The sequence below is a fragment of the Curtobacterium sp. APC 4022 genome (assembly GCF_030407555.1).
GTDB lineage: Bacteria > Actinomycetota > Actinomycetes > Actinomycetales > Microbacteriaceae > Curtobacterium.
This window is the reverse complement of sequence record NZ_JASDDD010000002.1, coordinates 72,667-84,235: the sequence shown is the minus strand read 5'-3', so window position 1 is coordinate 84,235 and position 11,569 is coordinate 72,667. Positions and strand designations below refer to the sequence as shown.

11 protein-coding genes are annotated in these 11,569 nt (G+C 71.0%); all 11 read right to left on the bottom strand.

What is annotated here, in order from left to right:
• Nucleotides 1-265: 265 nt before the first annotated feature.
• The 11 genes from QL987_RS00505 to QL987_RS00455 all read right to left on the bottom strand — a co-directional run bounded on the left by QL987_RS00505 (nucleotide 266) and on the right by QL987_RS00455 (nucleotide 11,423).
• Nucleotides 266-709 (bottom strand): SRPBCC family protein, encoded by a 444-nt coding sequence (locus QL987_RS00505; RefSeq protein WP_290155686.1) that lies wholly within the window; start codon nucleotides 707-709, stop codon nucleotides 266-268.
• Nucleotide 710: 1 nt separating this feature from the next.
• The gene (locus QL987_RS00500; protein ID WP_221849013.1) at nucleotides 711-2,156 is read right to left on the bottom strand and encodes an NAD(P)/FAD-dependent oxidoreductase; all 1,446 of its coding nucleotides are present in this window, start codon (nucleotides 2,154-2,156) and stop codon (nucleotides 711-713) included.
• Nucleotides 2,157-2,223: 67 nt separating this feature from the next.
• On the bottom strand, nucleotides 2,224-2,892 hold the full coding sequence (locus tag QL987_RS00495) for a hypothetical protein (RefSeq protein WP_290155682.1): 669 nt from the start codon (nucleotides 2,890-2,892) through the stop codon (nucleotides 2,224-2,226).
• Between the two features lie 173 nt (nucleotides 2,893-3,065).
• Nucleotides 3,066-4,334 (bottom strand): sugar ABC transporter permease, encoded by a 1,269-nt coding sequence (locus QL987_RS00490; protein ID WP_111074052.1) that lies wholly within the window; start codon nucleotides 4,332-4,334, stop codon nucleotides 3,066-3,068.
• On the bottom strand, nucleotides 4,331-5,095 hold the full coding sequence (locus tag QL987_RS00485; protein WP_221852642.1) for an ATP-binding cassette domain-containing protein: 765 nt from the start codon (nucleotides 5,093-5,095) through the stop codon (nucleotides 4,331-4,333). The genes QL987_RS00490 and QL987_RS00485 overlap by 4 nt, the downstream gene beginning before the upstream one ends.
• 117 nt (nucleotides 5,096-5,212) lie before the next feature.
• The gene (locus tag QL987_RS00480; RefSeq protein ID WP_111074054.1) at nucleotides 5,213-6,328 is read right to left on the bottom strand and encodes a sugar ABC transporter substrate-binding protein; all 1,116 of its coding nucleotides are present in this window, start codon (nucleotides 6,326-6,328) and stop codon (nucleotides 5,213-5,215) included.
• Nucleotides 6,329-6,454: 126 nt separating this feature from the next.
• On the bottom strand, nucleotides 6,455-7,621 hold the full coding sequence (locus QL987_RS00475) for an ROK family transcriptional regulator (protein WP_111074055.1): 1,167 nt from the start codon (nucleotides 7,619-7,621) through the stop codon (nucleotides 6,455-6,457).
• Between the two features lie 128 nt (nucleotides 7,622-7,749).
• Entirely contained in the window at nucleotides 7,750-8,772 is a 1,023-nt protein-coding gene (locus QL987_RS00470) for a glycine betaine ABC transporter substrate-binding protein (protein ID WP_290155679.1), read from the bottom strand.
• The gene (locus tag QL987_RS00465; protein ID WP_290155677.1) at nucleotides 8,769-9,533 is read right to left on the bottom strand and encodes an ABC transporter permease; all 765 of its coding nucleotides are present in this window, start codon (nucleotides 9,531-9,533) and stop codon (nucleotides 8,769-8,771) included. Before QL987_RS00465 ends, QL987_RS00470 begins: the two co-directional genes overlap by 4 nt.
• A complete protein-coding gene (locus tag QL987_RS00460) occupies nucleotides 9,530-10,789 on the bottom strand; it encodes an ATP-binding cassette domain-containing protein (protein ID WP_290155675.1) in 1,260 nt (419 codons plus the stop codon). The genes QL987_RS00465 and QL987_RS00460 overlap by 4 nt, the downstream gene beginning before the upstream one ends.
• Nucleotides 10,776-11,423, bottom strand: coding sequence for an ABC transporter permease (locus tag QL987_RS00455; RefSeq protein WP_111074059.1), 648 nt, complete (start codon nucleotides 11,421-11,423; stop codon nucleotides 10,776-10,778). Before QL987_RS00455 ends, QL987_RS00460 begins: the two co-directional genes overlap by 14 nt.
• Between the last annotated feature and the right edge of the window lie 146 nt (nucleotides 11,424-11,569).

The window sequence follows — 11,569 nt, the reverse complement described above, 5'->3', positions numbered from 1 at the left end:
GCGCAGAGCACGGCGTCTCCCACAGACGGGGGCGTCTCGGGCCGGGAGGCGCGGGACGGGCCCGCACCGACCCTCCCGTCCGCCACACACCGGCACCGCGGCGAGACGCCGCCGAGTGCGCGAGACACCGCCACTCCCCGCGGCGCCTCGCGCAGAACGCGGCGTCTCGCGCAGACGGCGGCGTCTCGGGCCGGGAGGCGCAGGGCGGGGCCGCACCGACCCTCCCGTCCGCCACACACCGGCACCACGACGAGGCGGAGGCGCCTCAGCGGCTGCGCGCGCGCCCCGCGGCGACCCAGCCGAGCCGCCGCGCGGTCTCGTGGTTCCGGAGCCAGATTCCGGGCTGCGCGAGGAATCCGGGAACGAGCGTGCCCGGACCATTCACGGGGTTCTCGCGCAGGGTGATCCGGCAGCCGCGGGGGTGCGGCTCGACCTCGACCTCGACGCGGGCCTCCCCCACCGGCCACCCGCGGGCCTGGATCACCATCCGCCGGGGCTCGTCGTACTCCAGGACGGTGGTGGTGTCGTTGATGACGAACGGCCAGACGCCGAACGAGTGGTGGATCCTCGTTCCGACCGCGGGCCACCCGGGGTCCTCGCCGCGCATCCGCGACGCACCGACGACCCACGTGGGGTAGAGCCAGCCGTCGCGGAGGACGTCGAACACGTCCTCCGGGGTGCAGTGGATGATCCGGACGTTCTTCGCCATGTCAGCTCCTCGGCGCCAGGTCGACGTCCACCGGCAGCCCGTAGGTGTGCCGGAGGGCGCTCTTCGCCGCGTGCCACCCGGCCATGCCGTGCACCCCGGGCCCCGGCGCCGCGGATTGCGACGCCAGGTACATCCCGCCGCCCATCCGCCACGGGTCGCTCGAGAGCACGGGCCGCTTGACCAGCTGCCAGAAACTCGCGGCACCGGCGGCGATGTCCCCGCCGGAGTAGTTCGGGTTGTACTGCTCCATGTCCTGGGCGGTCCGGCTGTTCGTCGCGACGATGGTGTCGCGGAAGCCGGGGGCGAACCGTTCGATCTGCCGGATGACGCTCTCCTGGTGGTCGACGGTCGAGCCGGCGGGGACGTGGGCGTACGCCCAGAAGACGTGCCCGCCCTCGGGTGCCCGGCTCGGGTCGACGACGGTCGGCTCGGAGCCCAGCACGTAGGGGCGGTCGGGGTCCTGCCCGCGGGCGACCTGCGCCTCGGCCTCGGCGATCTCGGCGCGGGTGCCGCCGATGTGCACGGTGCCGGCGCGGTGCAGCTCGGGGTTGGTCCAGGGCACCGGCTCGGACAGGGCGAAGTCGACCTTGGCGGCGGCGTTGCCGAACCGGAAGTGCCGCAGGGCTCCACGTTTGGGGGCCGGCAGCTGGTTGCCGGCGATCCGGAGCATCGACGGGACGCTGGTGTCGAAGAACACCGCCTTGGCCGGGGTGAGGTCGCCGAGGGAGTGGACCTCCCGCCCGGTCTCGATCGTGCCGCCGTGGGCGACGAGGTCGGCGGCGAGCGCGTCGACGATCGCCTGGCTGCCGCCGATCGGCACCGGCCAGCCGCGGGCGTGGGCGTAGACGCCGAGCGACAGGGCCGCGGCCGCGGTGGCGAGCGAGGGCATGTGCTGGATCGAGTGCGCCGCGACGCCGCTGATCATGGCCGGGGCGACGTCGTCCCGGAAGCGGAGGTTCCAGGCGCGGGAGCCCTGCTCGAGCGCGCGGAGACCGAAGCGGGCGACCGTGACCGGGTGCCGCGGGACGTGCAGCAGGGCGTCGGTGGCGAAGTCGGAGACGCGGTCGGCGTGCTCGACCAGCGGGGCCATCAGCTGCCGGTAGGCGCGGCCGTCGACCCCCAGGGCATCGGCGGTGCGGTCGAGGTCCTGGTACGCGATGCCCGCCCGGCCGCCGTCGAGCGGGTGGCCGTACTGCACCTCGGGCAGGCGGAGCTCGATGCGCCGCTCCATGCCGAACGCCCGGAAGAACTCGGACTGCAGCGCCATCGGGTGCACGGCGGAGCAGACGTCGTGCAGGTACCCGGGCAACGTGAGTTCCTTGGTGCGCGCACCGCCGCCGATGGTGTCGTTCCGTTCGACGACCTCGACACTGAGGCCGGCCCGAGCGAGGGTGACCGCTGCGGCCAACCCGTTCGGTCCGGCTCCGACGACCACCGCATCAACCATGCGGACGAGCCTACGGAGTGGCGGCTGGACACGGGTCGAGGCGGTCCCGTGCGCCGACGGCCGAGCGTCAGCTCGTGGTGGTGTCCGCCTCGGCCGGGTCGGTGCCGTCGTCCGGTCCGTCGGCGTCCGGTTCGTCGGCGCCGACGGGGGTGCCGGAGCTGACCGGGTGCTCGGCGACCAGGGTCGCGAAGTCCTCGTCGAGGAGCTGCTGCACCCGCTCGTCACGCCCGACCTCGTAGTCGTCGGCCGGGCGCTGGGCCCACCCGAGACGCCCGACGACGGTCGTGCCGATGTCGTCCCACGCGCGGGCCCGGGCGGCCAGGACGATGCCGTCGACGAAGTGCTGGTCGTCGCGGCGGGCGTCGAGGCGCTTGGCCAGTTCTTCGTACGTGGCCTCGCGCGTGCGGAGCTTCAGGTCGTCCCCGCGTCGGTAGTCGTGCTGGTGCTGCGAGCGCCCGCCCTGCTTGCTCGACCGGACCCGGATCTCCCGCATCCGCTCGGCGTCGCCGCGCTGCTCCTCGGCCATCCGGTGCAGTTCCTGCCGTGCGGCGTCGGCGATGAGCGCGTGGTCGAAGTACCCCTGGTCGCGCAGGGCGTTGGTGATGATCCGGTTCGCCACGGCGACGGTCACCGCCGCCTTGGCGATGAGGAACCCCTCGTCCACCGCGCGCTTCAGTTCGACCTGGCTGACGGGCCGATCGCGCACGTCGGGCTTGCGTCGTCCGAACAGTGCCATGCGTCGACGATACCGGCGACCGGGTGCCGGCGGGCTGCGGGACCGGCCCGCTGTGGAGGACCGGTCTGCTGTGGACGACCGGTCCGACGACCGTGGGACCGACGGACGGGAGGCACGGTGCGAGCTGGCACCGTGCCTCCCGTCCGGATCGGGTCGCGACGCAGGCCGTCGGCTCAGGCCGCTCCGTGGCTGGCGCGGCTGCGACGCGACAGCGAGTCGATGATGACGGCGAGCAGCAGGACCGCGCCCGTGATCATGTAGCGGATCGACGAGTCGAGGCTGAGCAGGGTGAGCCCGTTCGAGATCGACTGGATCACGATGATGCCGAGCAGCGCCGACCACGCGCTGCCGCGTCCGCCGAACAGGCTCGTCCCGCCGATGACCGCCGCGGCGATCGCGTTGAGGTTCGTGTCGCCGGCACCCGAGGACAGGCTGGCCGAGTTGAGCCGAGCCGCGGCCAGGATGCCGCCGATCGTGGCGAACAGGGAGGTGAGCATGAACACCGAGATGTAGATGCGGTTCACCCGGATGCCGGAGCGGCGGGCGGCCTCGACGTTGCCGCCGACCGCGAAGACCGAACGGCCCCAGCGGGTGCGCTTGAGCAGGAAGTTCATGAGGACGACGAGCACGACGAAGAACACGAAGGACGTGCCGGTGCCGAAGTCCTGCGACAGGTACCAGACCATCACGGCGAGCCCGATGAACAGGGCGGCGGACTTCGCGATCGTCAGGGACATCGCCCCGGTGGACAGGCCGGCGCGACGACGACGGCCGGCGCGACGGACCTCGGTGACGAACAGGCCACCGGCGGCGACCGCGGCGAACAGGTAGGCCAGCCACGGCGGCAGGTACGACGCCGAGGCGAACTGCACGATCGGCGAGTCGTACGGCAGGTTGATCGAGCCGTTCGGGCCGAGGATGAGCAGCTGCAGGCCGAGGAAGCCGAGCAGACCGGCCAGGGTGATGACGAAGCTCGGGACGCCGAAGCGGGTGAAGAGCAGGCCGTAGAGCAGACCGGCTGCAAGACCGACCGCCAGCGCCACGACGATGACCAGCCAGAGCGGCCAGCCCAGGGACGTCAGCCCCTGACCGAGGATCGCGGCCGCCAGACCGCTGACGCTGCCGACGGACAGGTCGATCTCGCCGAGGAGCAGCACCAGGACGATGCCGATCGCGATGGTGCCGACGGCGGCGCACTGCAGGGCGAGGTTGACGAGGTTGCCCGGGGACAGGAAGTCGGGCGAGAGCGCCTGGAACACCGCCCAGATGACGATGAGGCCGACGACGACCGGCAACGAGCCGATGTCGCCGCCGCGGACCCGGCGGATGAACGCCTTCGCGGCGCCGCCGATGCCCTGGTCGCGGAGCAGCCGCTCGTCCTGCAGGTCGGCAGCCGACGGGGTCGGGTTCGACGCGGTGAGGGTCTCGTCGGTCTTGCTCATGCGGTGGTCTCCTGCTCGGTCCGGGCCGCGGCACGACGGGTGACGGCGTTGTCGGTCGCGCCGGTGATGGCCGCGATGATCTCCTCGTAGGAGACGTCGTCGATGCGGAAGGTGCCGTTGTTCCGACCGAGTCGCAGCACCGCGACCCGGTCGGCGACGGCCTGCACGTCGGCGAGGTTGTGGCTGATGAGGACGACGCCGAGGCCGCGCTCACGGAGGCGTTCGACGAGGTTGAGGACCTCGGCGGTCTGCGCGACGCCGAGTGCTGCGGTCGGCTCGTCGAGGATGACGACCTGCGGGTCGCCGATCAGGGACCGGGCGATCGCGACCGTCTGCCGCTGCCCACCGGACAGCGACGCGATGGGGATGCGCACGGAGGGGATCCGCGCGGCGAGCTGCTGCAGGAGCTCCCACGAGCGGCGTTCCATCTCCTCCTCGTCGAGGAAGGGCTTGGCGATCTCCCGACCGAGGTACAGGTTCGACACCACGTCGAGGTTGTCGGCGAGGGCCAGGTCCTGGAAGACGGTGGCGATGCCGAGCGACTGGGCCGCTGCCGGGTTCGGGACGGTGACCTCGTCGCCGTTGAAGGTGATCGTGCCGCCGTCCGGTGTGTAGACGCCGGCGAGGATCTTCACGAACGTCGACTTGCCGGCGCCGTTGTCGCCGACGATGGCGACGACTTCACCCGGGTAGACGTCGAAGTCGATGTCACTGAGGGCCTGGACGGCACCGAACCGCTTGTCGATGCCGCGGAGGGACATCACGGGTTCGGTGGTGGGGTGTGCTGCTGGGGGCTCGGTGCTCACGGTGTCGTCCTCGATCGGAAGTGCGTGCGGGCCGCCCGGTCCGGATCGGACCGGGCGGCCGGGGGGTGTTGCTTACTCGATGCCGTTCTTCGAGCAGGCGCTGGCGTACTGCGAGGTGCAGACCTGCTTGACCGTGTAGAGGCCGTCCTTGATGACGGTGTCCTGCACGTTCTCGGTCGTCACGGCGACCGGGTCGAGGAGGGTGGACTGCACGCTCGCGCCGCCCGCCGTCTTCGTGGTGGTGTCGCCCTTCGGGGTCTCACCCTTGGCGAACTGGATGGCCAGGTCGGCCGCCTTCGACGCCTCGGGCTTGAACGCCTTGTAGACGGTCATGTACTGCTCACCCGAGAGGATGCGCTGGATGCCCGCGAGGGACGCGTCCTGGCCGGTGACGGGCGGGAGCTCGGAGACGCCGGCCGACTTCAGGGCCGCGATGACGCCACCGCCAGTGTCGTCGTTGGCCGCGTAGACGCCGGTGATCTTGTCGGCGCCGAGCTTGCTGATCTGCCCGGCTGCCCAGTCCTGCGCCTTGGCGGGGTCCCATCCGGGGGTGTCGAACTCGGCCAGCACCTTGTAGCCGCTGTCGTCGATCGCCTTGTGGGCACCGGCCTTGAACTGCGAGGCGTTGTTGTCCGTCGGGGAGCCGTTCACCATGATGATGCCGGAGCCTTCGGGGACGTCCTTCGCTTTGAGGGCCTTGATGAGCGCCTCGCCCTGCAGCTGACCGACCTTCTCGTTGTCGAACGAGATGTAGTAGCTGAGGTCCGGGCTGTTGATGAGTCGGTCGTAGGAGATGACCGGCACCTTCTTGGCCTTGGCCTGCTGCACGATCGAGGCTGCGGCCTCACCGTCGAACGGGTCGAGGACCAGGACCTTGACGCCCTGCGTGAGCATGGACTGGGCCTGCTGCAGCTGCTTGGACGCGTCGCCGTCCGCGTTCGCGTAGACGACGGAGCAGCCGCTGCACTGCTTCTTGACCTCGGCGGTGAAGAGCGGGCGGTCAGCGCTGGCGTAGCGAGCCGTGACGGAGTCGGGCAGGAGCAGGCCGATCTTGGCCTTGGAGGCGTCGCCCCCGCCGCCGCCGGAGCCCGTTCCGGCACCGGCTCCGTTCGAACAGCCCGCCAGGGTGGTGATCGCGAGCAGCAGGGCGCCGACGCCCAGCATGGCTCGTGTGGTGGCTTTCTTCATCGAAATGTCCTCCAACAGGTGGACCGCCCACGTTGGCGGTGACCTGAGTGTGCCAGTGGCGGTTCTTGGCTGCAAGAGTTGAACGCAAGGGTGCGGTGCCGTGACGGAATCGTTATCGAGCGATCGTCAGTGGCGGACGTCCACCGCTTCGATCGCGACCGCCAGCGCCCCGGTCACGGCGGCCTTCTCGCCGAGCTGGCCCTGCACGACGTCCGGGGTGCCGTCCGCGTCGACGATGAGCATCGACTCGAGCGCGTGCCGCATCGGGCCGAGGAGCAGCTCCCCCGCACGCGCGAACTCCCCCGTCACCACGAGCCGCTCCGGGTCGAGCACGTTGCAGAGCCCCACTGCCGCGGTCCCGATCGCCCGCCCGGCGTCCGCGATCGCCCGGATGCACACCGGGTCGCCCGACATCGCCCGGAGGATCAGGTCCGCCGTCTTTAGGGTCCCGACCTCGTCACGGATGCTCTCGAGCACGGCGGGCGCACCGGCCACGGCCTCCAGACAGCCGCGGTTGCCGCACCGGCAGATGGGGCCGTGCGGGACGACGGGCGTGTGCCCGAACTCCCCCGCGACGCCGTGGTGCCCGCGGAACAAGCGGCCGTCCAGGATCAGGCCCGCCCCGATGCCGGTACCGACGTCGAGCGTGATCGAGGTGTCCCGTCCGCGGGCGGCCCCGCTCCGGTGCTCCGCCAGCGCGGACAGGTTCGCCGAGTTGTCCACCTGCACCGGCTTGCCGACCCGGCGCGCGAGCGACTCCCCGATCGGCAGTCCGTCCCAGCCGCGGAAGATCCCGCCCCGCGCGGTCATCCCGGTCCGCCGGTCGATCGGCGCCGCCACGGCCAGGCCGACGGCCAGCACCTCGTCCATCGAGGACTCCACCGACTCGGCCATGTCCATCACGAGCAGCGCCGTCTTGTCGAGTTCGGCGTCCGCCCGGTGGTCGCGGGCCAGGGGCATGTGCCGCTCGGCCAGGACGGTCCCGTTCAGGTCGGACAGCGCCAGGCGCAGGTGCCGGGGCGAGACGTGCACGCCGGCGACCAGGCCGAGGCCGTGCGGCAGCGTCACCCGCAGTGCCCGGCGGCCGCTCGAGGTGCTCGGCGTCGCGTGCAGGGCACCGCTGGCGACGAGCTCCTTGACGATGTTCGACACCGTCGCGGGGCTGAGGCCGGTCGCGCCGGCCAGCTCGACCTGGGTCAGACCGCCGTGGCGCTTGACCGCTGCGACGACACGACCCCGGTTGGCTTCACGCAGTGAAGCTTGGCTGCCCGGACTCCGTCGTGGCTCTGACACGGGGACAGCGTAATGGGCCCGGTCCGAACGTCGACCGCGTCCCCCGGACAGACGGACGGGAGGCGCGGTGCCAGCTGGCACCGCGCCTCCCGTCCGTCAGCAGGTCGCGTCGCGACGCGACGTCGCGACTAGGGCTTCGTGATGAAGCCCTCCTTGACCATCCACTCGAAGGCGACGTCCGCCGGCTCGCGGCCCTCGACGTCGACCTGCCGGTTGAGCTCCTGCAGCACCGCATCGGTGAGCTTCGGCGAGATCTGGTCGTAGATCCCCTCGAGCTGCGGGTACTTCTCCAGCGTCGCGCTCGAGAGCACCGGGGCGACGTTGTACGCCGGGAAGAACCCGCGGTCGTCCTGCAGCACCTGCAGCCCGAGCGACTTGATGCGGCCGTCGGTGGTGAAGACCTCACCGAAGTTGCACGTGCCGCGGTCGGTCGCCGTGTAGACGGTGCCGGTGTCGAGGATGTCGACGTTCCCCTTCGGGATCGCCCCGTCGCCGGAGCCGCCGAGCGTCAGACCGTACTTCGCGAGCATCGGCTTGAAGCCGTCGGCGCGCGAGTTGAACTCGGACTCCACGCAGAACGTGCGCTGGTCGGCCGGCAGGTCGGCGATCTGCGACAGCTTCGTGATGCCGCCGAGGTCCTTGACCGCTTCCTTCCGCACCGCGAACGCGTACGTGTTGTTCATCGGAGCGGGCTTCAGCCAGGTGAGCCCGTTGCCGGCGTCCTCGTCCTTGACGGCCTGCCACTGCTTCGTCTTGTCCGGGATCCCCTGCTTGTGCCCCATGAAGGTCAACCAGGCGGTGCCGGTGTACTCGTACGTCATGTCGGCGTCGTGCCCGGTCATCAGCTGGCGGACGGCCACCGAGCCCGGCACGTTCGTCTCGTCGGTGACGTCGAAGCCCGCGGCCGAGGCGGCCAGCACCGAGATCTTGCCGAGGACCAGCTGCTCGGTGAAGTTCTTCGACGTGACGGTGAGCTTCGCGTCCTCCGGCAGGCCGTCGATGTGCTTGATCGTGCCGGGTGCCGCGGCGGGCACGAAGGCGGCAGCGGGCTGCAGACCGCAGCCGGCCAGGAGGCTCGTGGTCGCGCCCGCCAGGACGACGGCGGCGAGCAGACGGCGGGCGCGGCGGCCCGTGGTGCGCGTGCGGGTCATCGGAGTCCCTTCGGTCGGGCGAACGTCTCGACGATGCGGCCGAGCCAGTCGATGGAGAGGGCGAGGAGCGCGATCAGGAGCGCTCCGGAGACGAGCACCTTCGGCAGGAACAGGTTCACGCCGGTGGTGATCAGGAGGCCCAGGCCGCCGGCACCGATGAACGTCGCCAGGGCGGCGGACCCGACCAGTAGCACGAGCGCGGTGCGGATGCCGGCGAGCATCACCGGGACGGCGAGCGGCAGTTCGACCTTGAGCAGGACGGCGGCGGCGCTCATGCCCATGCCACGACCGGCCTCGACCAGTCGGGAGTCGACGCTCTCGATGCCGATGATCGTGTTCCGGAGCACCGGCAGGATCGCGTAGAGCACCAGCGCGACGACGGCGGCCCAGAACGTGAAGCCGAGCCAGAACGCCAGGAGCACGACGAGCCCGACCGCGGGTGCGGCCTGACCGAAGTTCGCGACGGCCAGGATCGCCCCGCTCGCCTTCCGCAGCGGACCGCGGGTGAGCGCGATACCGAGCGGGATGGCGATCACGAGCACGATGACCGTCGACACGATCGTGAGCATGACGTGCTGCCAGGTCAGGTCGAGCAGCCCCGAGGGGTTGAGGGTCGATCGCTCGGAAGCGGTCAGGTCCGCGTTCGCAAGCCACAGGGCGAACGCGCCGAGGACCACGAGGATCGCGACGGGCTGGATCACCAGTCCGCGCCAGCTGGTCCGCTTCCCGGTGGCCGGGGACGCGGTGACGACGTCGCTCACTGGTCGTCCCGGGCGGCGGCGGGCGAGCTCGGCAGCGTCTCGAGCGGGTTCGTGTTCGTGCCGACGGGTGTGTACGCCTGCTCCTCGGCCGCGGCGGCACGGGTGCGGGTGATCGCGTCCATCACCGTCTCGACCGTGATGACGCCCTGGAACGCGTCGCGTCGACCGGTCACCAGTGCGGCGCCGGCGCTCGAGACGAGCATGGTGTCGAGGGCGTCGTTGAGGGTCGAGGCCTCGGACACGACGGGGAGGTTCGCCTCGGTGCCGTCCGGGATCCGGTCGAGCCGCTCGAGCTGGCGGCGGGACGGCCACCCGATCGGACGCTGGCGCTGGTCGACGACCACGGCGTGACCGTGGCCCCCGGCCTCACGCATCCGCTGCAGCACGGCCTGGGCCTGCTCACCCGGAGAGCACGTGACGGCGTCGGCGAGCCCGACCTCCCGCACGCGGGTCAGCGTCAGCTGCTTGAGCCCGGCACCTGAACCGATGAAGTTCTCGACGAACTCGTTCGCGGGCTCGGCGAGGATCCGCTCCGGGGAGTCGTACTGCACGATGTGCGCGCCCTCGGAGAACACCACGATCCAGTCGCCGAGCTTCACGGCCTCGTCGAAGTCGTGCGTGACGATGACGATCGTCTTGTGCAGCTCCGCCTGGATGCGGATGAGCTCGTCCTGCAGGCGCTGGCGGGTGATCGGGTCGACCGCACCGAACGGCTCGTCCATCAGCAGGACGGGCGGGTCGGCGGCCAGGGCGCGGGCGACGCCGACGCGCTGCTGCTGTCCGCCGGAGAGCTCGCGGGGGTAGCGGTCGCGGTAGGTGTCCGGGTCGAGCGAGACCAGGTCGAGCAGTTCGTCGACGCGGGCCGCGATCTTGTCCTTCGACCAGCCGAGCATCTTCGGCACCACGGCGATGTTCGCCGCGACGGTCATGTGCGGGAAGAGCCCGCCGGCCTGGATGACGTAGCCCATCCGGCGACGCAGTTCGTCGCCGTCGATCTTGGTCACGTCGTCGTCGCCGACGACGATCCGACCCTCGGTGGGCTCGATGAGCCGGTTGATCATCTTCAGCGTGGTGGTCTTGCCGCAGCCGGACGGACCGACGAGCATGACGATCTTGCCGGCCGGGATCTCGAGCGTGATGCCGTCGACCGCGGGCTTCGCCTGACCGGGGTACCGCTTGGTGACCTGGTCGAGCAGGATGCTCCGACCGGTGACGTCGGAGTCGGGCGCGGTGGTCGGGGAGTCAGTGCTGGACACGGATACCTCTCGAGGTGGTCAGGCGGCCGAGGCCGAGGAGCAGGAGGTCGAGCACCAGGGCGAGAAGGACGACGCCCACGGTGCCGACGACGACGGAGTTGAGGGAGTTCGCGCCACCGAGGCGGGAGAGTCCGGAGAAGATGAAGCTGCCGAGGCCCGGGCCGAGCGCGTACGCGGCGACGGCGGCGACGCCCATCACCATCTGGGCGGAGACCCGGACACCGGTGAGGATGATCGGCCACGCCATCGGCAGTTCGACCTGCACGAGCGTGCGGAAGCGGCTCATCCCGATGCCCCGCGCCGACTCGACGACCGCGGGCGGGATCTCGTTGAGCCCGACGACCGCGTTCCGGAGGATCGGCAGCGCGGCGAAGAACGTCACCGTGACGACGGACGGCACGACGCCGAAGCCGAGTGGGACGAGCAGCAGACCGATGACCGCGAACGACGGCAGCGTCAGGCCGATCGTGGAGATCTCGTTCGCGGCGGACCGCAGTCCGGGCACCCGGTAGACGAGCGCCGCGAGGACCACGGCGATGACGGTCGCGAGCACGACGCACTGGACCACCAGTGAGAAGTGCTGCCAGGACGAGAACCAGATCTGGTCCCATCGCTCGGCGATGTACTGGAACACCGGTTCTGCACTCCCTCGGGTCGGCAGTTCGACCCACGGATCGGGGCACGAACGGGCCCCAAGCTACGCAGATGCTCAGCCCACGCCGAATCCCGATCAGGAGAACGACGGTTCCACGGCGGAACCTGTGCGGCGAGAACCCCTGG